General features: G+C 57.9%; 18 protein-coding genes. 10 read left to right on the top strand and 8 right to left on the bottom strand.

The window, feature by feature from the left end; genetic code table 11:
* Positions 1-107 precede the first annotated feature (107 nt).
* From H4317_RS17480 to H4317_RS17465, 4 genes are all read left to right on the top strand, one after another.
* Positions 108-2,606, top strand: a complete 2,499-nt coding sequence (locus H4317_RS17480; protein WP_185887838.1) for a bifunctional UDP-N-acetylmuramoyl-tripeptide:D-alanyl-D-alanine ligase/alanine racemase — start codon at positions 108-110, stop codon at positions 2,604-2,606.
* A gap of 463 nt (positions 2,607-3,069) precedes the next feature.
* A complete protein-coding gene (locus H4317_RS17475; protein ID WP_185887837.1) occupies positions 3,070-5,886 on the top strand; it encodes a TonB-dependent receptor in 2,817 nt (938 codons plus the stop codon).
* A gap of 200 nt (positions 5,887-6,086) precedes the next feature.
* Positions 6,087-7,487: an alpha/beta hydrolase family protein gene (locus tag H4317_RS17470; protein ID WP_185887836.1), complete on the top strand. Its 1,401-nt coding sequence runs from the start codon at positions 6,087-6,089 to the stop codon at positions 7,485-7,487.
* Positions 7,488-7,543: 56 nt separating this feature from the next.
* Positions 7,544-8,164 (top strand): OmpA family protein, encoded by a 621-nt coding sequence (locus H4317_RS17465; RefSeq protein WP_185887835.1) that lies wholly within the window; start codon positions 7,544-7,546, stop codon positions 8,162-8,164.
* A gap of 117 nt (positions 8,165-8,281) precedes the next feature.
* Here H4317_RS17465 and H4317_RS17460 read toward each other — a convergent pair whose 3' ends face one another.
* Positions 8,282-9,181, bottom strand: coding sequence for a carboxypeptidase-like regulatory domain-containing protein (locus H4317_RS17460; protein WP_185887834.1), 900 nt, complete (start codon positions 9,179-9,181; stop codon positions 8,282-8,284).
* Between the two features lie 219 nt (positions 9,182-9,400).
* Between H4317_RS17460 and H4317_RS17455 the strand changes: the two genes are divergently transcribed.
* Together H4317_RS17455 and feoB are read left to right on the top strand one after the other, a co-directional pair.
* Positions 9,401-9,667 carry a FeoA family protein gene (locus H4317_RS17455; RefSeq protein ID WP_185887833.1) on the top strand — a complete coding sequence of 89 codons (267 nt, stop codon included), beginning with the start codon at positions 9,401-9,403 and terminating at the stop codon, positions 9,665-9,667.
* A 7-nt stretch (positions 9,668-9,674) separates the two neighbouring features.
* Entirely contained in the window at positions 9,675-11,864 is a 2,190-nt protein-coding gene (gene feoB, locus H4317_RS17450; RefSeq protein WP_185887832.1) for a ferrous iron transport protein B, read from the top strand.
* 17 nt (positions 11,865-11,881) lie between these two features.
* Here the strand turns inward: feoB and H4317_RS17445 are convergent, their stop codons facing one another.
* From H4317_RS17445 to H4317_RS17415, 7 genes are all read right to left on the bottom strand, one after another.
* Positions 11,882-12,592, bottom strand: a complete 711-nt coding sequence (locus tag H4317_RS17445) for an SAM-dependent methyltransferase (protein WP_349772185.1) — start codon at positions 12,590-12,592, stop codon at positions 11,882-11,884.
* 50 nt (positions 12,593-12,642) lie between these two features.
* On the bottom strand, positions 12,643-13,419 hold the full coding sequence (locus H4317_RS17440) for an alpha/beta fold hydrolase (RefSeq protein ID WP_185887831.1): 777 nt from the start codon (positions 13,417-13,419) through the stop codon (positions 12,643-12,645).
* 59 nt (positions 13,420-13,478) lie between these two features.
* Positions 13,479-15,350: an ATP-binding protein gene (locus H4317_RS17435; protein ID WP_185887830.1), complete on the bottom strand. Its 1,872-nt coding sequence runs from the start codon at positions 15,348-15,350 to the stop codon at positions 13,479-13,481.
* 248 nt (positions 15,351-15,598) lie between these two features.
* Entirely contained in the window at positions 15,599-16,171 is a 573-nt protein-coding gene (locus tag H4317_RS17430; RefSeq protein ID WP_185887829.1) for a PH domain-containing protein, read from the bottom strand.
* A gap of 33 nt (positions 16,172-16,204) precedes the next feature.
* Positions 16,205-17,263: a selenide, water dikinase SelD gene (selD, locus tag H4317_RS17425; protein ID WP_185887828.1), complete on the bottom strand. Its 1,059-nt coding sequence runs from the start codon at positions 17,261-17,263 to the stop codon at positions 16,205-16,207.
* A 59-nt stretch (positions 17,264-17,322) separates the two neighbouring features.
* The gene (mnmH, locus tag H4317_RS17420; RefSeq protein WP_185887827.1) at positions 17,323-18,360 is read right to left on the bottom strand and encodes a tRNA 2-selenouridine(34) synthase MnmH; all 1,038 of its coding nucleotides are present in this window, start codon (positions 18,358-18,360) and stop codon (positions 17,323-17,325) included.
* 84 nt (positions 18,361-18,444) lie between these two features.
* Complete coding sequence (locus H4317_RS17415; protein WP_185887826.1) at positions 18,445-19,158, bottom strand: pyridoxine 5'-phosphate synthase; 714 nt, start codon at positions 19,156-19,158, stop codon at positions 18,445-18,447.
* A gap of 158 nt (positions 19,159-19,316) precedes the next feature.
* On the opposite strand from H4317_RS17415, the gene H4317_RS17410 reads away from it, so the two are divergent.
* The 4 genes from H4317_RS17410 to H4317_RS17395 all read left to right on the top strand — a co-directional run bounded on the left by H4317_RS17410 (position 19,317) and on the right by H4317_RS17395 (position 21,880).
* Positions 19,317-19,781 (top strand): GatB/YqeY domain-containing protein, encoded by a 465-nt coding sequence (locus H4317_RS17410; protein ID WP_185887825.1) that lies wholly within the window; start codon positions 19,317-19,319, stop codon positions 19,779-19,781.
* Positions 19,782-19,897: 116 nt separating this feature from the next.
* The gene (locus tag H4317_RS17405) at positions 19,898-20,419 is read left to right on the top strand and encodes a CvpA family protein (protein ID WP_185887824.1); all 522 of its coding nucleotides are present in this window, start codon (positions 19,898-19,900) and stop codon (positions 20,417-20,419) included.
* Positions 20,420-20,481: 62 nt separating this feature from the next.
* Entirely contained in the window at positions 20,482-21,099 is a 618-nt protein-coding gene (locus H4317_RS17400; protein ID WP_185887823.1) for an anthranilate synthase component II, read from the top strand.
* 4 nt (positions 21,100-21,103) lie between these two features.
* Complete coding sequence (locus H4317_RS17395) at positions 21,104-21,880, top strand: alpha/beta fold hydrolase (protein WP_185887822.1); 777 nt, start codon at positions 21,104-21,106, stop codon at positions 21,878-21,880.
* Positions 21,881-21,914 lie beyond the last annotated feature (34 nt).

Genomic DNA, 21,914 nt, shown 5'->3' with positions numbered 1-21,914 from the left:
CGCAAAGGTACGGGTGGCAAGTAACACGTGACAGGTGCAGGCTTATACGTATTGCCTTTTGCGCGTTACCCCATCACCTCAGCCCCCAGCCGTACCTTTGCCCCACCATGCTCGATTTCACTGCCGACCTGCCTGCCCTCACTGGCGGCACCCTGCTGTTGGCCCCGGCCGGCCCTGCACCCATTCAGTCGCTGCTCCTGGATAGCCGCCGCGTTGGTCAGGCTATTGGTAGCGTGTTCTTTGCTCTGCGCGGCCCCCAGCACAACGGCCACCGCTACCTGCCCGAGCTCTACAAGCAGGGCGTGCGGCTCTTTGTGGTAGATAGGGTAGAGGAAGTTCCCGGTGGTCTGCTGGCCTATCCTGAGGCTAGCATTCTGCTGGTTGCAGATGCGTTGGCCGCCCTGCAGGCCGTGGCCGCCGCCCACCGCCGCCGCTTCCGTCTGCCCGTGCTCGGTATCACCGGCTCCAACGGCAAAACCATTGTGAAGGAGTGGCTGGCCCAACTGCTTGCTCCTGATGAGCTCCTCTGCAAAAGCCCCCGTTCCTACAATTCGCAGGTAGGTGTACCGCTCAGCGTCTGGGAGCTGAATGCCACGCACACCCTCGGTATCTTCGAAGCAGGCATCTCTGAGCGTGGCGAAATGGCCCGTCTCGCCGCCGTCATCCAGCCTACTCTTGGCCTGTTTACCAACCTCGGCACTGCCCACGATGCGGGTTTCAGCAGCCCCCAGGAGAAGGTAGAAGAGAAAATGCAGCTCTTCCTCGGCGTCGATACGCTCTTTTACTGCCTCGACCATGAGCTGATTCATGCCGCTGCCAGCCGCCACCTGCCCGAGCACCGCACCTTCACCTGGAGCCGCCAGCACCCACACCTTGCCCATGTGGCCGTGACGGTGGCCGAGGCTTCCGCCGACCGCACCGTGGTGCGTGTAAGCATGGCCCGCCCGCTGCCCCAGGAGCATACGTTCACGCTGCCCTTCGCCGACGAGCCTTCCGTCGAAAACGCCCTTCACGCCCTGGCGGTGCTGCTCTGGCACCAAGTGCCCGCCGCCGAAATCCAGCACCGCCTCGACCGGCTCCAGCCCGTGGCCATGCGCCTGGAGATGAAGCAGGCTCTAAACGACTGCTACGTCCTCGACGACACCTACAACAATGACCTCGCCGGCCTTTCACTCGCCCTCGATGCCCTGGCGCGCCAGCCCCGCCGTGGCCGTCGCACCCTCATCCTGAGCGACGTGCTGGAGTCGGGTCTTGCCGGTCCCAAGCTCTACGCCCGTGCCGCTGCCCAGCTCGCCACCCACGGCGTCGACCGGCTCATTGGCATCGGTCCCGAAATCCGCCTGCACCAGCTGGCCTTTCAGGGTGTAGAATTGGCCTTCCACGACACCACCGAGGATTTCCTACGTCACTTTCGCCCCGACGATTTCCGCCACGAAACTATTCTCGTCAAAGGTGCCCGCCGCTTCGGTTTCGAGCGGATTGTAGCCGCCTTCCAGCAGAAAATCCACGGTACGGTGCTGGAAGTAAACCTCGATGCGCTGGCCCACAACCTGAATTTCTATCGTCGCCGCCTGCAGCCCGGCACCAAGCTCATGGTGATGGTGAAGGCTTTCGCCTACGGCAGCGGCTCGGCCGAAGTCGCCAACCTGCTCCAGTTTCACCGCGCCGACTACCTCGCCGTAGCCTACACCGACGAAGGCGTGGACCTGCGCCGGCAGGGCATCAGCCTGCCCGTCATGGTGATGAATCCCTCGCCCGACGCTTTCCAGAAGCTGCGCCAGTACCATCTGGAGCCCGAAATCTATTCCTTCGAGCGGCTCCTCGACTACCTGCGCGCCGCGCAGGAGCAGCCGCTGCCCGCCATTCACCTCAAGATCGATACCGGGATGCGCCGCCTCGGTTTCGCCGAAGAAGATCTGCCGGAACTCGTGCAGCTCCTGCGCGAAAACGCCGCGCATCTGCGTGTGGCCAGTGCCCTCACCCACCTCGCCGGCGCCGACGAAGAGCAGCACAACGACTTCTCGCGCCGCCAGCTGGCCGCCTTCCAGCGCATGACGCCCGTGCTCGAAGAAGCCCTGGGCTACCCGATTATCAAACACGCCCTCAACTCAGCCGGCATCCTGCGCTTCCCCGAAGCCCACTTCGACATGGTGCGCCTCGGCATCGGGCTCTATGGCGTGGAAGCCAGCGGCCACGAGCAGGATGCGCTGCAGCCCGTCAGTACGCTGCGCACTACCATTTCGCAGGTGAAAACCCTGCCGCCCGGCGAAACCGTGGGCTACGGCCGCCGCGGCCAAGCTGCTGATTTCGAGCGGCGCATTGCCACCCTGGCCATCGGCTACGCCGACGGCTACGACCGGCGCTTCGGCAACGGCGCGGGCGAAGTCGTTATTCGGGGCCAGCGCGCCCCGCTTATCGGCAATGTCTGCATGGACATGTGCATGGCCGATGTCACGCACATCATTGGGGCCCAGGCCGGCGACACCGCCGAAATCTTCGGGCCGCAGCTGCCGCTGTCCGAGCTGGCGGTGCGCATCGGTACCATTCCTTACGAGCTGCTGACCAACGTGAGCGAGCGGGTGAAGCGCGTGTTTGTGGCGGAGTAGAGAGCAATGAACCGGCAATACCGTTAGTGCCAGCGCTTCCCACAGTATGGCTTTTGTGTGCCGTAGGAGGGGCTATGTAATAATTATAAGTTGATACTTAGATATTTATATAATTGATAATAATAAATTTTATATAATATATAATTTTAACGAGTTAAATTTCTACATTTGGGAGCCTTTTTCCGCGACTGGCTACGGTGGGTTTTTATCCCGCCATACTGTCTTCTCACGAGCGCCGGACGGTGGCTGCCAAAGGCCATAAAGAACTCAATAGATGCCTACACATCCATTCCGGTTGGTGCTTTGGCTCATCCAGCGCCAAGCCGGATTGAGCGAGGAATACGTTCTGCTTGTCTAACAAACGCCACTATATGAAAGTAGGGTTTCTACTTTTGGGAGGCACTTGCTCTGCTACGTCTGCATTTTTGCCTTTTGCATTTTCCTACCCTTGTTCTGCTGCTTTATGACCCAAGTCTTTACCCGCGTTTTCTCTCTTCTTCTAGGCGTGCTCCTGCTGCTCACGCAGGTAGCGCAGGGCCAGAGTACCGGAACCAGTATTGCCGGTTCCGTGAGTTCGGCAACCGGTGACATACTGGTTGGGGCAACCGTGGCGGCCATTCATTTGCCCAGCGGTATCCGGCGCACGGCCACCACAGACGGTACCGGGCAATACGCCATTCCCGAGGTGCTGGCTGGCGGCCCCTACACCGTTCAGGTAGCCCATCCGGGGCACCGGACGCAGCTGCTCACCAATGTGTTTCTGGTGGCCGGGCAAACAGTGCAGTTTCCCTTTACGCTGGCCGTCGCCACGCTGGCCGTAGGTACGCGCCGTACCGACCGCACGGTGCTGGAGTCGCCAGTGCCGGTAGACGTGATTGACATGCGGGAGCTGCTGCCCGTAGTGCCGCAAACCGACCTGAGCCAGTTGCTCAACTTTTCGGTGGCCTCCTTCAACTCAACCCGACAGACCTCCGCCGATGGCGCCGACCACGTCGACCCCATCAGCCTGCGCGGAATGGCGCCGGACCAGTCGCTGGTGCTCGTGAACGGCAAGCGCCTGCACACCACGGCCCTTATCAACCTGCTCGGCAGCCGCGGGGTGGGCAGCGTAGGCTACGACCTGAACACGATTTCGGCTAATGCGCTGGACCGGGTGGAAGTCCTGCGCGACGGGGCCGCGGCTCAGTACGGTTCCGATGCCATTGCTGGGGTAATGAACTTCACCCTGAAGTCGGCCAACAAGGGGGGCAACGTGCTGCTCAATACGGGTATTACAACCGAGGGCGACGGTCTTACGGGCCTGCTCAGCCTCAACAGGGGCTTGCGCTTGGGCCAGAAAGGCTTCCTGAATCTGACGGCCGACGCCGACTACCGCGGCGCTACCACCCGCCACTACACCCGCAACATTGTATCATGGCCGGTCTTTTCCTACAATGCCAATGAGGAAAAAGCCCGTCTGGCCGCCAGTGGCAAAACCTACGATGACTTCGAGCAAGTCAACGGCGACGCTAAAATCCGCAACCTGCGGGGTATGTACAACCTGCGCCTGCCCTTCACCGATAAAGTGGCCTTCTACTCATTTGGGGGCTACAATTTCCGCAGGGGAGAGGCCGTTGCGCCGTGGGTGCTGCCCGCTTCTGCCGATGCCGATATTGTGGAAAGCATTTTCCCGTACGGCTACCAGCCGAATATCAACACGCGCATTCATGACGCCTCCGGCACGGCCGGCTTCGTCTTCGGGCTGGGCCAGTGGAGCCTAGACGTAAGCCAGGTGCTGGGCCGCAACTCGCTGCGCTACGACATCAGCAACACGCTCAATAGCTCGCTGGGAAGCAACTCGCCCAGACAGTTTGACGCCGGCGGCCTGGTCTTTACCCAGAGCGTGAGCAATGCCACGTTCAGCCGCCTGTTTCCGAAGCTGCTGGCGGGAACCAACGTCGCCTTTGGGGGCGAATTCCGCCACGACCGGTACGAAATAGTGGCCGGCGAGAAAGGTTCTTACTTCGATTACGCCCAGGGCAAGGAAGGCGCATCGGCCGGGGCACAGGGCTTCATTGGCTTCGACCCGGCCTTTGCCGTAGATGGCACCCGCAACAACGTAGGGGCTTTCGCGGACGTGGAAGCCGACGTAACCAAAAAGTGGACGGTTGGTACGGCCCTGCGCTTCGAGAACTACAGCGACTTTGGCTCGGCCTTCATCTACAAGGTGGATACGCGCCTGCAGCTGGCCAAGGCGCTGGCCGTGCGTGCGGCCTACAACACCGGTTTCCGCGCCCCGGCCCTGCAGCAGGTGCTCTACCGCCAGCTCACGCTGCTGCCTACCTCCGAAGGGGCCCGCTACAGCGGCCTGTTCAACAACCAGAGCAACGTAGCCCGGGCCGCCGGCATCGGCAGCCTGCGCCCTGAAAAATCGCGCAACCTCAGTGCCGGCTTGGTTATCACGCCTACCGCCTCGCTCACGTTCACGGCCGACGCGTACCAGATTGATATCGACGACCGGATTCTGCTGTCGGGCATTTTCGGAATTGATACTACCGGGGCCCGCCCGGCGCTCAACCAGGCCTTGCTGGCTGCCAACGCCGACAACGCGCAGTTCTTTACCAACGCCGCCAACACCCGTACCCGCGGCCTCGACCTGGTAGCCACCTACCGCAACGCGCTGGGCCGTGGCTCGCTCAACGTGAGCTTGGCTGCTAATTTCAACAACACCCGCATTCGTAGCCTGCAGGTGCCTCTGCAGTTCCAGAACCTGCAAACCGACCGCACGAGCGAAGGCCGCCTCAAGCCCGGCAACGACTACCTCGACCAGCGCCAGCTTTCCCTGCTGGAGACCGGCAATCCTGCCAGCAAGCTCATCCTCAGCACCGGCTACGACATCAAGAAATTCAGCGTGCTGCTGCGCAACTTCTACTTCGGACAGGTGAAGAGCTACGACTTCAACTTCGACCCGCTGGACGAAGGCAGCGTGTACATGGTGTTCCGGCCCAAAACCACCACCGACCTGTCGTTGAGCTACCGGCCCGTAAAGGCGCTGTCGCTCACGGCCGGCGTCAACAATGTGTTCGACGTGTATCCCGACGACATCATGACTGCAACCCGCAACGGCCGGGCGCCCGACGGCTTCAAGTCGTTCGACGAGTTCAATGCCTACTACCTGGCCAAGTACGGAAAGCCTTCCAACCTGCCCTACGATTTCGATATCCTGCCCTATCAGTCGCAGCAAATGCCGTTCAATGGCCGCTTTGTGTACCTGAAGGCTGTATATACTGTAGGGCTGTAGCTGACCCGGCCTGCCGCAAACCGCCGCTTTTTCTGTCAGAAGAAGCGGCGGTTTGCGGTAAAAAACGTCCCTGAATTTCCCCGGCTAGCCCTACTCAATAAGGATATAATTATCTTGCGTAGAAGCCGGATGCTCATTGCTGCGACGCCCGGCGGTTGTTGTTGTTGCTAGTCTACGCTCCACCTATTGTGTCCTCTCTTATGAAAACACGTACTCACGCTTTCTGGCTGCGCTGCCTGTGGCTTTGGCTACTGCTCGGAGGCGCAGCAACACTTTCTGCCACCGCCGCACCTACCCTGGATGGGCTGTGGAAAGGCCCGCTCAAAGTGCCCGGCGGGCAGTTGGAGGTGGTGTTTCGGCTGGTAAGCCTCACTGGGGGCTCGTACTTCGCCACACTCGATGTGCCGCTGCAGAAAGTCAGCCAGATAGCCGTGGCTGTGGAAATAAAGGGCGACACGGTCATATTTGCCGCTGAAGAGGCCGGCAGCAGCTTTGTGGGCCGGCTGGCATCCGGCGGCAAGCAGATAGACGGGGTGTGGCGGCAGCCCGGCTACCAGTCGCCGCTTACGCTCACGTTTACGGCAGCTGCCATCAACACGGCCCCCAAAGCCCGCCTCACGCCGCCTTACCGCGAGGAGGAAGTAGTGTACTCCAATATACCCGCCAACCTGCGCCTGGCGGGGATGCTCACGGTTCCGGCCGGAGCGGGTCCGTTTCCGGCCGTGGTGCTGCTTTCCGATGCCGGCGCCCACGACCGGGACGGTACCGTGGGTACCTACCGCATGATGGGTATCCTGGGCGACTACCTCACGCGCCGTGGTATTGCCGTGTTGCGCTTCGATGACCGGGGCACCGGCAGCTCCACCGGCGACCTGGCCCGCACTACCATCGCCGAACTGGTCAGTGATGTGCAGGCCAGTCTAAACTTTCTGCGTACCCGCCCCGAAATCAACTTGGCGCAGATTGGCGTAATTGGACACGGAGAAGGCGGCAACGTGGCGCTACTCTCGGCTACGCAGCCTTTGCCGCCCGCTTTTGTAGTGACGCTGGCCGCCTACGGAGTGCCGGGAAATGAACTGGCTGTGCAGCAGCAGGCTGCGCTACTCCGTTCGCTGGGCACGGAGCAGGCGCAGATAGATGCCGCTTCCAAGCGCCAGAAAGCAATGCTTGAAATAGTGCGCCAGACTCCCGATGAGGCACAGGCCAAAGCTATTGTGGCCAATATGCTGCGCCAGAACAATACGGCAGTAGATGGGGAAGCAGCGCAGGCCAGTGCCGCCGAACTGACCTCTTTCCGGTACCGGTATTTTCTGGGTTTCGACCCGCTGAAGCATCTGGAAAAGGTAAAATGCCCCGTTCTGTTGCTAAACGGAACCGCCGACCTGTACGTAGCGGCGGAATCGAACCTGACGGCTCTGACCAAAACCCTGCGCGGCAACCGTGACATGACCAGCAAAAAGCTGCCCGGAGTAAACCATCTTTTCCAGTCCGACCCAGCCGAATGGCCCTTGGTAAATGGGCAGCCCCGCGAAACCTTTTCGCCCGCCACGCAGGAAATTATCCGTTCCTGGATTGTTGCCCGTACTGGAGGCGGCAAGTAAGGCCGGCTACGTTCCGGACCTTTTTCACCCGTATTCTCCCTTATTCTCTCCATCCGATGAAAAAACATTTGCTCTCCGCTCTGGCCGCAACGGCTTTGCTGGCTTCCGCCTGCAACGACCTGAAGAAGCCCGAAGAAAAAGATCAGCTTCAGGAAGCTACCACCGACACGGCCGTGGTGGCCCGCGACGGCGCTATCGTGGCTGATGCCGCTACCAAGACAGCAAATGCTGCCGATGCCGCCTGGGATATGACCAAAGCTACTTTGGCCAACGAAACCTACGAGGAAATCGATTTGCCCGAAATTTCAGTGCGCGGCGACGACCGGTTCAGCGTGTATGGACTGGAAGAAACAGTGCTGTTTGATACGGACAAGGCTGAAATCAAGCCTACTGCTACGCGGGCGTTGTCGGAAATAGCCGCCTCCGTAGGACGGCGCTACGGTAAAAGCCAGGTGCGCGTAATGGGCTTCGCTGATTCGCGGGGTGACAAGTCGTACAACCGCGAACTAAGCGCCAAACGGGCTGAAGCTGTAAAGAAATGGCTTTCTCAGAACGGTGGTATGGGCGATGCTCGGGTTAGCATTGAGCCTATGGGCGAAACAGCTCCGGTGGCTTCCAATGCTACTGCTGAAGGCCGCCAGCAAAACCGCCGCGTAGAAATTGCCGTGATTAAATAAGCTCACGGATTGCGCAGTTAGTGCATATCCGCTTCAGATAGCCACATAAAAAAGAGGCTTGCCAACTGGCAAGCCTCTTTTTTATGTGAGTAGTCCGTTAAATCCAGACTACTCCGATTAGTCTTTAATCATGTCTACTTCCGCCTTAATCATAGCGTTGTAGCGCTGGCCGTTGCTGGAAAGCGTGAGCAGGCTCCAGCCTTTACCCATCGTGTAGCTCCAGGTGCGGCTCTCCTTAAATTCGAAGGTCGGACGCATGATCTGGCCGTAGGGCGTGTAGGTGTCCATGAAGTTGGTGGTGTAGAACTTGTCGCCGCTCACAATCCATTCCATGGCTACAAAGAATCCTTCTGTAGGAGCTTCAATGTTGTAGGAAGTCAGGTCTACCGTATACCAGGCACCGCCTTTAGGAGCAGATACAACCACGTTTTCGGTAAGCAAGTCCGTGTTAGGCGAATTATAGTTGCCATCGGCCTTGTAGATGCGCACCCGGAAAGGCTCCCGCGGAAAACCGTTTTCTCCAATATAAAACGAAGCCGAACGAATGTTGCCGAGCTTTTTCGACTTGTCATTCTTCACGAAGAAAGCATATTGGCTGCCCGGCATACCCTGAATCATGCCTTCCCCCGGAGTGCTTGATTTCGAACCCAGCGCTAGGTCTTTCACCTTACCGCCGGTTACGGTTACGTTCTTCAGCTCAATTACGCGCTTGGGAACCTCAATGATGATGTCGGTTTGGGAAACGCCGCGCTTCACTAGTACTGCCATGCGCTTGAAGCCCAAGGCAATAACGATAAGAGAATCCTGCGCATTCTTCTCAGGAGTGGCTATCTGAAAAAAGCCATACTCATTGGTCAGGGCGCCGGTCGATTCTTCCCGCAGGCTAATAGAAGCGAAGGGAATCGGCTCCTTGGTCTTCTGGTCGACGATGCGACCGGAGAGACGGTTCTCCTGGGCCATGCCTAGGGCCGGAAACAGTAGGAGAAATGCAAAAAAGGCAAGTAAACGTTGGAGCATGGGTAGGCAGAACTAGTGTTATATGCCAAAATTAAAATGATAATGCCGATTTGTGGCAAGTATTCTTCAAATATTTATAAAGATGCAATTGCGCGAAGGAATAGTTATAGGACGCTTATTTCCGGAGGAAGGAATTGTGCAGGAGGTGGCCCACTATTTTGGCCGAAACCTAAATGGGTGGTACCTTTGTTTAAAGCAAGTCTAAATAACTCAGCTGCTATGCCCACTCCCACCCTTGCCCCCGAAACTGCTGCCCGCCGGAGTGTAAAAGACTTGCAGCTGGGCGAGAGTGGCACTATCTGCTGCCTGAAAGACCCGGAAATGGCGCTGAAGCTATTGGAAATGGGTTGTATTCCGGGAACCCGAGTGCGCCTCAATAGCCGCGCTCCACTGGGCTGCCCCATTACGCTGGTAGTAGGCGAGGCTGCTGATTATACATTGTCGCTGCGGGTGAGTGAAGCGGCTACCATTTTGCTGAAGGAGTAGCGTATCGATGAGTAGTGCCGGAATCCGAACTGCCCCGGCCGGGCAGGCTGCTTCGGTGGCCGCGCTGGAAACAGCGGCAGGCCGTCTGCCGGGGTATGGCCGCCTGACGCGCATTGCGCTTATCGGTAACCCCAATTCTGGCAAAACGTCGCTGTTCAACCAACTGACTGGCCTCAACCAGAAAGTGGGCAATTTCCCCGGCGTAACGGTGGACCGCAAAACGGGCATAAGCCAGCTTACTTCCCAGCACCGCGCCGAAATTATTGACCTGCCCGGCACGTACTCGCTTTATCCCAAGAGTCTCGACGAAAAGGTCATTACGGACCTGCTCTACGACCAAGGCTCGGCGCAGTATCCCGACTTTGTGGTGGTAACGGCTGATGCCAGTAACCTGCGGCGCAATCTGCTGCTGTTCACGCAGCTCGCCGACCTAGGCTTACCGGCAGTGCTAGCCCTGAACATGATGGATGTGGCCGAGCAGCACGGCATCAGCATTGATCTGGCCGAGTTGCAGCAGGAATTGGGCGTGCCTGTCATTCCGATGAATGCCCGCAAAGGCATTGGGGTAGCAGCTCTGAAAATTGTGATGGCGCAGCAGCTGGATGCTCCTAGTGTCTCTTTCTATGAGCCGGAGCCGGAGTTGCTGCCCATGATCCGGCAGATTCGCTACTATTTCAACCTGCACAACGACTATCTGGCGCTGCACTATGCGCACCAGTTCCGCCAGATCAGCTTCCTGACGCCCGATGAAAAGGCGTACATAGCCGAGCTGGTAGCTAAGTACGAATTTGAGCCCACGGCCCGGCAGGCGCAGGAAACCATAGCTCGCTACAACCGCATCAATGAGCTGCTGCTGAATGTGGTATTGGTGACGCGCACGGAAAAGGCCGAGCCGTATAGCAACCGCATTGATAAGGTGCTGACGCACCGCGTGTGGGGCTACCTGATTTTTGTATTGGTGCTGTTTCTGCTGTTTCAGGCTGTATTCGCCTGGGCCAGCTACCCGATGGAACTCATCGACCAGGGCGTCGCGTGGATCAATAGCCTGATCCAGACCAATTTCGACGGCCCGCTTATCAGCCTGCTGACGGAAGGCATTCTGGCCGGCTTGGGCGGTGTGCTGATTTTCATTCCGCAGATAGCGCTGCTTTTTGCTTTCATAGCAGTGCTGGAAGAAACTGGCTACATGGCCCGCGTCACATTCATGATGGACCGCATCATGCGCAAGTTCGGGCTGAACGGCAAAAGCGTGGTGCCGCTTATTTCCGGTATGGCATGCGCTGTACCGGCCATCATGAGCGCGCGCACCATCGAAAACCGCAAAGACCGGCTCATTACCATCTTCGTGACACCCCTGATGAGCTGCTCGGCGCGCATTCCGGTGTATACCGTGCTCATTGGACTGGTCGTGCCCGACCAGCCGGTGCTGGGTATCTTCAACCTGCGCGGTGTGGCCCTAATGGGACTGTACTTGCTGGGATTCGTGTCGGCGGTCGGCTCAGCCTGGGCCATGAAGCTGCTGATGCGCACGACGGAGCGCAGCTACTTCATTATGGAGTTTCCGGTGTACCGCTGGCCGCGCTGGAAAAACGTGGGCCTGACCATCATCGAAAAGGTGAAGGCCTTTGTATTCCAAGCGGGCAAGGTCATCATGGCTATTTCGGTGATATTGTGGGTGCTGGCTTCGTATGGTCCGGGCCAAGCCATGGAGCAGGCCGAAACCCGGGCCCGCAACACAGCCATCAGCCAGGCCCTGACGCCCGCAGAAACCGAAAGCCGCGTAGCTTCTCAGAAGTTAGAAAGCTCCTACGCCGGCCGTTTCGGTCACCTCATCGAGCCCGCCATCCGGCCTCTGGGCTTCGACTGGAAAATCGGGATTTCGCTGCTCACCTCGTTTGCGGCGCGAGAAGTGTTTGTGGGCACCATGAGCACTATTTACAGTGTGGGCCAGGATGCCAACGAACTGACCGTGCAGCAGAAGCTGGCTGCTGAAAAAGACGAAAACGGGCAACCATTCTTTACGCCTGCCCGCTCCGCTTCGCTATTGGTGTTTTATGTGTTTGCTATGCAATGCATGAGCACGCTGGCCGCCACGTACCGCGAAACCAAAGGATGGCGCTGGCCCATTCTGCAACTGGTGTACATGACAGGATTAGCCTATCTGGCTTCGCTGCTCGTGTATCAGGTATTGAAATAGTGCGGCGTTAGCGCGAGCTATTTGCCAATCAGAAACACAGCTGGCTGCTTATGCAGCTCCGGCAATCCTTTTTTCTTCCAGCCGGCCACAGTGTCGGTGCGCACGTATTCGTCGGGCCCCGTGAGGCTGGCGGCTACGCACAGCCGTGTACTGCCACTTAGTTGCGCCAGCAGGTCGGCAAGCAGCTGCATGTTGCGGTAAGGAGTCTCAATGAACAGCTGCGTTTGGTGCTGAGCCAGTGCCAAACGCTCCAGCTGCTTGATGGCCGCTGCCCGCCGGGCGCGCTCTATCGGCAGATACCCATGAAACGTGAAGCTCTGCCCGTTCATGCCGGACGCCATAAGTGCCAGCAGCAACGACGATGGTCCTACCAAGGGCACCACTCTAACGCTCGCCTGATGGGCTGCCCGCGCCAGTTCGGCCCCTGGGTCGGCGATGCCGGGGCAGCCAGCTTCCGAAATAACTCCTGCATCCTGGCCGGCCAATAGTGGCTGCAGCGCCGCCTGAATTTGGGCTTCGGTGCTGTCCTTATCAATTACGCTAATGCGCAAGGCTTCAATGCTATGGTTGGGCGCTACGCTTTTGATAAAGCGCCGGGCCGTGCGGGCATTTTCTACCAAGAAATAGGACAGCGCCGCCACTCTTTCCGCTACCTGTGGCGGCAGCACCTGGGCCGCCGTGTCATCGGCCAGAATAGTGGGAATAAGGTAAAGGTTGCCGGTTTTCAAGAGAAACAGTCGTTAAAGATACGCGTAAGCTGAACGCCTGAATAGGGTGTTCAGCTTTTGCAAAAGGCGTCCACCAGCTCAAATACTTCGTCAGGTTTTTCGGCGTGTACCCAGTGGCCAGCATCCACTATGGTTTCTACCTGCGAGTTGGGAAACAAGGCTGGAATGCCGTAGAGCTTGTCCTTAGTGTTGATGTAGTCTGACTTGCCGCCGCGTATAAACAGCGCCGGCTTTGAGAAGGGTTGCAGCGCGCTTATTTCGGCGCCCACAGCCATCATACTATCCGTGAGTACAGACAGGTTTTGGCGCCACGCGAAAGAGTTGTCTTCCTTGCGGTACAGGTTTTTGAGTAGAAACTGCCGTACACCGGGCTGCGGAATATGCTGCGCCAAGGCGTCGTCGGCCTGCTGGCGGCTTTCAAGCTGGGCCAGTGGCACGGCGTTCAGGCCGGCCAGAATATTGTCCTGGTGTTCCATGGAGGAAGCACGCGGCGCAATATCGATGACGATGAGCCGCGCCAGCCGGTCGGGGTGGTGCAGGGCGAAATGCATGGCTACTTTGCCACCCATACTGTGCCCAAGCAGCGTAGTTTCGGGGCCCAACTGCAGGCTGTCGAAGAGAGCTAACACATCCTGGCTCATTAGCTCATAGGTGTGCTCAGGCGTGTGAAAGGAGCGGCCATGGTTGCGCAGGTCGGCACTGATAACGCGGTGGCCGGCCTCGGCCCAACGTTTAGCCAGCGTCTGCCAGTTGTCGAGAGTGCCAAACAGGCCGTGTAGTATAACCAGCGGTGTGCCCTGGCCTTGTTCGCGGTGATGAAGTTGCATAGCAGAGGCAAATAGAGCGAGCAAAGGTCGGGAGTAGCAGGCAAACCCGCATCAACCAGCTATACTACCGGCTGGGCCGGCAGTTGCACCCAAACGGTGGTGCCCTCGCCTAGTACGCTTTGCAACGATAAAGTGCCATGGAGCCGCTCTACAAATGCACGACACAGCGGTAGGCCCAGACCGGTACCAGAGCGAGTGTTGTGACTGATAACGGGTAGCAGCTGCTGCCGCGTGCCATTGTGCAGCAGTGCCTCTACCTGCTCAGCGGCCATGCCCCGGCCTGAGTCGGCTACGGTGAGCAGGATACTGCTGCCGTCGGGAGCAGAATGGGCCGTGAGGGCAATCTGGCCGCCACCGGGCGTGAACTTGAAGGCATTGCCGACGAGGTTGCGCAGAATAGTGCGTATCATGTTGCGGTCGGCCCATACCCGTAAGTCGAGTTCAGGCAGATCGGGAGTATGCAGTTGAATCTGCTTGGCTTCGGCGGTAGTGCGGTAGAGCTCTTCAATCTCCGCAAATAGCTCGTTTACAGGCAATGATTCTGGCTGGCTCACCAACTCGCCGTTTTGGCTAACGGCCCAGTTCAGCAGGTTATCGAGCAATCCATTGAGGCTCTGGGCTGATTGGCGCACGAGAGCCGGCAAACGGCGCAACCCCTTTTCATCGCCTTGGCGCAAGTAGAATTCGATGAGTTCTGTAACACCTACAAACGACGTAACAGGCCCACGCAGATCATGGGCCACAATAGCATAAAGCCGGTCTTTGGAAGCCGCCACCTCGCGCAATTCGTGGGTGGCTTGGTGCAGAGCCACATTTTTGGTAGCCAGTGCCGAGCGACTCCGCCGCAGCTGCCAGTAGAGCAGGCCTATGCCACCCAATCCTACTATCAAGGTGCTGACTACTGCCCATAACTCGCGGTTCCGGAGCTGCTGTAGCTCGCCACGCTGGGTGAGCAGCCGAATTTGGTGTTCCTTTTCCTTCGTGTCGTAGCGGGCCTGCAGGGCAGTAAGGGTTTGCAGGCGGGAACGGCTGTTTAGCGAGTCATTCAGGTCCCGAAAGCGACTTTGCCAGTTGAAGGCCTGCTCATACTCGCGCTGACTCACTTTGATTTCGGCCATCAGGTTATAGCCATCCAATATCCGCTCTTGGTAGTTGGTCTGGCGCGCAAGCTGCAGGGCACGCACAGTTAGGGCTTCGGCTTCATCGAGCTGCTCTTTGAGTAGCAGCACAATGGCAAGCAGCTCCAGATGGCCCGCCTCGATACGGTAGTTCTTCAGTGGCTCCACCAGCGTAATGGCCTTGCGTAGTAGTCCTTCGGCTGTATCAAGCTGGTTCTGCTGGTAGTAGAAGGTACCCAAGTGAGCCAAGTAGAGCGACTCGCCGGCTTTGTCGCCGCTGGTGCGGGCTAGCTGAAGTGCACGGCGTGTGTAAAGCAGGGCTTGCGGAAAATTATGCAGATGAGAGTAAAGGTTACCCAGATTGCCGAACAGCATAAGCTGCGTGCGCACCCTTACACCTTTGTCATAGGCTAGAGCCAGCGCCCGGGTGTAATTATGTAGGGCATTGGTGGTATCATTTCGCTCGTGGTGAACACCGCCGATACCGGTATACGCCCGCACAATGCCGTCGTTGTCGTGCAGTTGTCGTGCCAGCATAAGCGCCTTTTGTTGCAGTTGTAGCGCATGCGGCCCATCGGACACGTTGGCGTAGCAGCTGCTAAGGTTCAATAGGCTGCGCAAAAGGCCCGGCTGGTCGTGCAGAGTGGTAGCCAGATCCACGGCCTGCTCACCATAGTGTATGGCACGCGTGGGCTGTGCATCATGTAGCTCATAGCACAAAGCCGCCAGCAGACGTACCCGGCCCGTGTCACGGGGCTGTGTAGCTAGTTTACGGATGAGCTTAGTGACAGCAGAGTCGGACGCCTGCGACATGCCATGCGCGGAAAAGCCCGCACAGGTGCCATACAGAAGAAATACCCAGAACAACAGGCGCCGCATCAAGCAGAAATACAAAAAGACAATATGTAAATGTAGTGACTTCAGAGTTACTATTTATCATATCGGGAATTGAGTAAGCCCTGTTGACCTGTCTACGTAGTTAATATGATGCGTCTTAAGCCGCTATACAAAGAGTGACGCTTGCAGTAGAGTTTAGTTTTAAATCTGTGTATTGGTTATTTCTATATTCGTATTATGCAAAACAGGCGCTGGTGGGTTTGTAAATTCGCATTACGTAGAAAATCGGCTAAAGGACCTAGCTTCAGCAGCAGTGAAGTAAGCGTAATCGTTTGGCCGTTGCGCAGATGTAGCTGCAGGTACTCATAGTTGCTCCAGAACAGCCGCCGCGACGTGCACCGGACATATTCTACCCGTACTAAGTCGGCGCGGCCAAACGGAATTCGCTGCCCAGCTTCGTATACTTCCAGTATGTTCTGCTTCGGCTCAAATACTACTTCGGTAGCATGGTTACGCACATAATACTGCAGGTGTAGTGCTAAGGCCGGCGCTGCAAACCCTAGTATGAGTGCCGAAAATGCTAGTAACAACACCAACTCGTAGGTTGCTATAGCACCCGCAAACAGGAAAGAAGCTAGAAAAGGCAGCCCGATACTCAGGCATAGCAGTGGCCAGAACAGCAAAACTACCTGCCGCTGGAAAGTGAGCGTGTAGCTTCGGCGCTTTCCCCGGAAAAGACCTGTAAGCAGGCGCACACCCAGTAGCAATGCCATTACTACGGCGCCAAATTCCAACAAAGGCCGTAGCAGTGCGAATGTCTTCACTAGCGGCTAGCGTACCTGAATCCAAGCTTCCTCAAACTGATGTGCCCGCAAGGTGCCAAATGGCTCCAGCACCAGCCCATACTGCTCAAACACAGCTTGTACATCGGCCCGACCAGCGGGGTCTACGCAGACCAGCAGGCCACCTGAGGTTTGCGGGTCGCAGAGCCAGGCGCGTTGCTCATCGGTGAGGTTACCAATTTTGTGGCCGTAAGAGTCCCAGTTGCGCACGGTGCCACCCGGGATAGATTTTTGCGCGTAATATTCGGCTGCTTCAGCTATCAGCGGAACTTTGCTGAAGTCTATTTCGGCCGTCAGGTTACTGCCTTCACACACTTCTGAAAGGTGCCCCAGTAACCCGAAGCCTGTTACGTCGGTCATGGCGCGCACGGCCTCCAACTTGCCCAAGTCTTCCCCAATCTTATTGAGCCGCATCATGCTCTGCGGGGCAATCTGCTCATGCTCGGGGCGCAAAATGCCGCGTTTTTGTGCTGTAGTCAGCATGCCTACCCCCAGCGGCTTAGTCAGATACAGCTCACAGCCAGCGGTGGCTGTGTCATTCTGCTTCAGGTTTTTGATGTCGAGTAGCCCGGTAACTGCCAAGCCAAAAATCGGCTCCGGAGAGTCAATGCTGTGGCCTCCAGCTAGCGGAATACCAGCTTCGGCGCAGATGCTGCGGCTGCCTTCAATCACACGGCGGGCCACCTCGGGCGCCAGCTTGTCAATAGGCCACCCCAATACGGCAATGGCCATAACCGGCCGGCCGCCCATAGCATACACGTCGGAAATGGCATTGGCGGAAGCAATGCGGCCGAAATCATACGCATCGTCCACGATGGGCATGAAGAAGTCGGTGGTGCTGATGAGACCCTGGCCGCCGCCAATATCGTACACGGCCGCATCGTCGCGGCTGCTATTGCCAACCAGCAGCTTGTCGTCGTGGGGCTGCGGGATGCTGGTGTGCAGAATTTGGTCGAGAATCTTGGGCGCGATTTTGCAGCCGCAGCCGGCCCCATGGCTGTATTGGGTCAGGCGAATCTGGTCGGTGGAAGTTTCGGAGGAGGACATAGACAGATGATTGCAAGGAGGGCACAGCAAAGCTGCTGCGCCTGCTGGTGGGTTGTACGTTAGTTGTTGAGCGGGAGGGCTGGCACTACATTCCGAACAGCGTGCTGCACCAGTTCTGCATTTACGGCTGCATCGCAGGTAGTAGAGGGTACGCGGATGGCTGTACGACCGGTAAGCCCGTGGCCGTAGGTTTTGTCGTAGTAATCGAGCACGAGGCTGACCATTTTCTCCATATCGTCTTCCGCAATAGCCGACAGGGCTTCCTTAGTAGCCAAGCCACCCAGCCGTTTCCGAATGCGCAAGATAGAGGTAGCCAGCGCACCGGCATCCTGGCGGCCGTACTCATCGGCGAGCTTGCGGACGCGCACTTCACGCGGGATTTCCAGCAGTACCAGCGGCGCTCTGTGCATCTGCTCGAAGAGAGGAGTTGGTACATGTACGCTGCCAATCGTGCGGCTTTCGTCCTCTACCCACACAGCGGGAGTAGTAGGAAGTTGGGCTAATTGCCACGCGAGGTCATTTTCGAACTGCTCCTGCGTGGGCTGGCTGGGCTGCCCAATACTGCCAAATGCTGACCCCTTGTGGCTGGCCAGGCCTTCGAGGTCGAGGACCGGCTGCTGTTGTTGGGCTAGCTCATGCAGTACATCGGTTTTGCCAGAACCTGTGAGGCCACCCAGCACCAGCAGCGAGCGTTGCCTGGCAAACTCTGCCAGCGCAAAATGCCGGTAGTCCTTGTAGCCTTTGTCGAGCAACTGTACCTCAAAGCCGGCCAGTTCTAGTAACCACTGAACGGCCCCGCTGCGCATGCCGCCGCGCCAGCAATGCAGCCGCACCCGCTTGGCAGGAACCAGTTTCTGAGCCTGCTGCACCATGCGGCTCATCTTCGGCCCGAAGAAATCCAGCCCCAGCAGCACGGCCTTATCCTGGCTTATCTGCTTGTAGGTGGTGCCAATGCGGGCGCGCTCCTCATCCGAAAACAACGGGAAGCTGATAGCACCCGGAATGTGCCCCTGCGCATACTCCAGCGGTGCACGGGCATCCAAAATGGGGGCATCGGAAGAGTAATGCAGGAATTCCTGAATGGGGAGACGGGGCATAGGCGACCCAGAGCCAGCGCCCTGAGGAAATAAGAAGTGAGTTGTGCGTAAGGGAGAAGCCGGAGCATCGTTCCGGCTTCTTCCTTACGCCAGCTGCCGACGGTAGAGCTGAATCGTGTTTTCCAGGCCCAGGTACAGCGCGTCGCAAACGAGGGCATGCCCGATGCTGACTTCTTCCAAACCCGGTAGGTTCTGCTTGAGGTAGGCTAGGTTATCAAGGTCGAGGTCGTGACCGGCATTCAGGCCCAAGCCGAGCTGTTGAGCCAAGATGGCCGCGGCACGGTAAGGAGCCAGCGCGGCGGCGGGGTCGGTGGGGTAGAGGCGGGCGTAGTCCTCGGTGTAAAGCTCAATCCGGTCGGTGCCAGTAGCTACGGCCGCCTTCACCATTTCCGGGTTGGGGTCAAGAAAAATGCTGACCCGGCAGCCCAGGGCTTTCAGTTCCTGCACCACCCCAATCAAAAAAATCTGATGTTTTACCGTGTCCCAGCCCGCATTAGAGGTAATGGCGTCGGGTGCATCGGGTACCAGCGTTACCTGCTCGGGGCGCACTTCGCGCACCAAATCCAGAAAATCTGGAGTAGGATTGCCTTCCACGTTCAGCTCAGTTGTCACCACCGCTTTCAGGTCGCGCACATCCTGGTAGCGGATGTGACGCTCATCGGGCCGTGGGTGCACGGTAATGCCCTGCGCGCCGAACCGCTCACAGTCACGAGCGGCTTGCAGCAGGTCGGGACGGTTGTGGCCGCGGGCATTCCGCAGGGTAGCTATTTTATTTATGTTTACGCTAAGCTTAGTCATGCGTAGGAAGGCTTTGTGCGGAGTAGTTGGTAGCCAAAGATACGTACCCAAACTACCGGCCGGCCTCTCCGGTTTCTCCTGTTCTGCCCGCTTCGCCGGCTTCCGGCCCCGGCTTGCGGCAAAAACCGTAATCTTGCACCTCATTTCCCCCTTTACTTATGGCTCTGAAAGAAACCATCGACGCCGATATCAAGAAGGCCATGCTGGCCAAAGACAAAGTGCGTCTTACCACGCTGCGCAGCATTAAGTCGCAGATTCTGCTGGCCGAAACGGCCGAAGGCCAACACGGAGCTGCCCTCACGCCCGACGCCGAAATCAAGCTGCTGACCAAACAGGCCAAGCAGCGCCGTGAGGCCGCTGAAACCTACCAGAAGCAATTTCGCTCCGACCTGGAAGAGGTAGAGCTCAACGAGTTGGCCATCATCGAAGAATACCTGCCGCAGCAGCTTTCCGAAGCTGATTTGGTAGAGCATATCGTTGGCATTATCCAGCGGGTAGGTGCTACCGGCCCTTCGGACTTGGGCAAGGTGATGGGCGTTGCGGCGCGGGAACTGTCGGGCCAGGCGGATGGCCGCGTGATTTCGCAAGTGGTCAGCAACCTGCTCAACAACACGAATCTGTAAGTGATGGTCTGGTTTTGACAGGCTGATGTGGTGCTTATTGTCGGGCTTCGTCTCCGAACTCCAGCCAACGCCTATGTCAGTTTGCCGAAAAACCACTGCTCTGAAAACACAAGCCTGTGTCTGCTTTTGATATTCTGCTGCTCATTCCGCTGGGAGTGGGCGCCGTGAAGGGCTTCCGACGCGGGCTGGTGCTGGAGGTAGCGTCGTTGCTGGCATTTGTGCTGGGCGCTATCGGAGGGTTGGTGCTGCTTAATGATGCTATTCCGCTGGTGCGGCACTATGTTGGCGAGGCTTTCGGCTTGCTGCCGTTCGTGTCGTTTGTGCTGGTGTTCGTCGCTATTGTATGGGGTGTACATCTGCTGGGTAGTTTCATCAAAACAGCCGTACACCTCACGCCGCTGGGCGTGCTCGACAATCTGGGTGGGGCCCTGGCCGGAGTGCTGAAGTGGGTGTTGGGCCTGAGCCTGCTGCTGCACGGCATCGGGATGGCCGGTTTGGAATTGATTTCGCCCACCCTTATTGCCGACTCGCAAGTGCTGCCGCTGGTGCGCCAGGCAACTCCCGTAGCACTGGAAATAGTTGGGTTTATCATGCCTTTTGCCGGTACGCTACTCGACAAATTGCGGGAGGTGTTTTAACAACCTGAGTAGGGGAGTAGGCTATTCAGGCTCATGTTCAGCTACTCAGTTCTTCTCCACCAATGCGTCTGCTGCTGCTCGACAACTTCGATTCATTTACCTACAACCTGCTGGACTACTTCCGGCAGTTGGGGTGCGAGGTAGATGTAGTGCGCAACGACACGCCAGCCGCCGCGTTGCAGGAGCGGCAGTTTGATGCGCTGGTACTGTCGCCAGGGCCCGGTACGCCCGCTTTGGCTGGCAATATGATGGATGTATTGGCAGCCTGGCACCAGCGGGTTCCAGTGCTCGGCGTTTGCCTGGGGCATCAAGCTTTGGGAGAATTTTTTGGCGCCACGTTGGTCCGTGCTGCTCGGCCTATGCACGGTAAAGTAACAGAGCTGGATGTCGCCACGGACGAGCCGCTGTTTCGGGGGCTGCCCGCAAAACTGTCCGTCACGCGCTACCACTCACTGATAGTGAAGGACCTACCGCCCACGCTGCGCGCCTTGGCCCACACCGCCGATACAAACCGCGAAATAATGGCGCTGCGCCACACCACACTACCCCTGACAGGCGTTCAGTTTCACCCCGAAGCGCTGCTCACCACGCATGGCTTGGCTATGCTGCGCAATTGGGTTCGGTATTGTATCATTGTAGATGAGGGCCAGTCGGCCTCTATCCTTCCGGCTGCCCTTTGAGAAGATGGAATTGCAGATTAAAGAACATAACGAGTTTCAGTATGTAGAGGAGGGCACTGGTCCGGTGCTGCTGCTGCTGCATGGCCTGTTTGGGGCGCTCAGCAACTGGCAGGAAGTGGTGGCCGAGTTCCGCCCGTCGTATCGGGTTATTATTCCGCTGCTGCCCATCTACGATATGCCACTCACGCAGGCCGGCGTACCGGGCCTAGTGAAATATGTGGAGGGATTTGTGCGGGCCGTCGGCCTGACGGAGCCCTGCACGGTCCTGGGAAACTCGCTGGGCGGGCATGTAGGCTTGGAGTACACGCTACGCAACCCCAAACAGGTAGCGCGGCTGGTACTCACCGGCAGCAGTGGCCTGTTCGAGGACAGCATGGGTGGCTCTTTTCCTAAACGTGGCAACTATGCCTATGTGCAGGAGCGGGTAGCATACACCTTCTACGACCCGACTGTGGCCACTCAGGAACTGGTGGATGAGGTATTCAGCATCACGAATTCCAATGCCAAGTGCCTGCGTATCATCAGTATTGCCCGCTCGGCACAGCGCCACAACCTCGGTAAGGAGCTAAGCGAGATAAAAGTGCCGACTCTGCTGGTATGGGGCCTGAACGATACTATCACCCCGCCCCTCGTTGCTCATGAGTTCAACCGTCTCATCCGGCACTCTGAACTGCGTTTCCTCGACCATTGCGGCCATGCTCCCATGATGGAGCGTCCGCATGAGTTCAACCAACTGTTACGGCAGTTTTTGCTGCGTACGGAAGGAGTATTGCAGACCTGAGTGATGCGAGCAATAGATATTTTTTGAGTAGCCG

The organism is Hymenobacter sediminicola (assembly GCF_014250515.1).
GTDB lineage: Bacteria > Bacteroidota > Bacteroidia > Cytophagales > Hymenobacteraceae > Hymenobacter > Hymenobacter sediminicola.
Note: the sequence above shows the minus strand (reverse complement) of the source record. Positions and strands in the feature narration are given on the sequence as shown.

Coding starts and splice junctions, on each gene's coding strand:
- H4317_RS17415 (WP_185887826.1), bottom strand. CDS start 19,158: ATGACTAAGCTTAGCGTAAACATAAATAAAATAGCTACCCTGCGGAAT.
- H4317_RS17460 (WP_185887834.1), bottom strand. CDS start 9,181: ATGCTCCAACGTTTACTTGCCTTTTTTGCATTTCTCCTACTGTTTCCG.
- H4317_RS17470 (WP_185887836.1), top strand. CDS start 6,087: ATGAAAACACGTACTCACGCTTTCTGGCTGCGCTGCCTGTGGCTTTGG.
- feoB (WP_185887832.1), top strand. CDS start 9,675: ATGAGTAGTGCCGGAATCCGAACTGCCCCGGCCGGGCAGGCTGCTTCG.
- H4317_RS17395 (WP_185887822.1), top strand. CDS start 21,104: ATGGAATTGCAGATTAAAGAACATAACGAGTTTCAGTATGTAGAGGAG.
- H4317_RS17440 (WP_185887831.1), bottom strand. CDS start 13,419: ATGCAACTTCATCACCGCGAACAAGGCCAGGGCACACCGCTGGTTATA.
- H4317_RS17410 (WP_185887825.1), top strand. CDS start 19,317: ATGGCTCTGAAAGAAACCATCGACGCCGATATCAAGAAGGCCATGCTG.
- H4317_RS17400 (WP_185887823.1), top strand. CDS start 20,482: ATGCGTCTGCTGCTGCTCGACAACTTCGATTCATTTACCTACAACCTG.
- H4317_RS17435 (WP_185887830.1), bottom strand. CDS start 15,350: ATGTCGCAGGCGTCCGACTCTGCTGTCACTAAGCTCATCCGTAAACTA.
- mnmH (WP_185887827.1), bottom strand. CDS start 18,360: ATGCCCCGTCTCCCCATTCAGGAATTCCTGCATTACTCTTCCGATGCC.
- H4317_RS17465 (WP_185887835.1), top strand. CDS start 7,544: ATGAAAAAACATTTGCTCTCCGCTCTGGCCGCAACGGCTTTGCTGGCT.
- selD (WP_185887828.1), bottom strand. CDS start 17,263: ATGTCCTCCTCCGAAACTTCCACCGACCAGATTCGCCTGACCCAATAC.
- H4317_RS17480 (WP_185887838.1), top strand. CDS start 108: ATGCTCGATTTCACTGCCGACCTGCCTGCCCTCACTGGCGGCACCCTG.
- H4317_RS17475 (WP_185887837.1), top strand. CDS start 3,070: ATGACCCAAGTCTTTACCCGCGTTTTCTCTCTTCTTCTAGGCGTGCTC.
- H4317_RS17455 (WP_185887833.1), top strand. CDS start 9,401: ATGCCCACTCCCACCCTTGCCCCCGAAACTGCTGCCCGCCGGAGTGTA.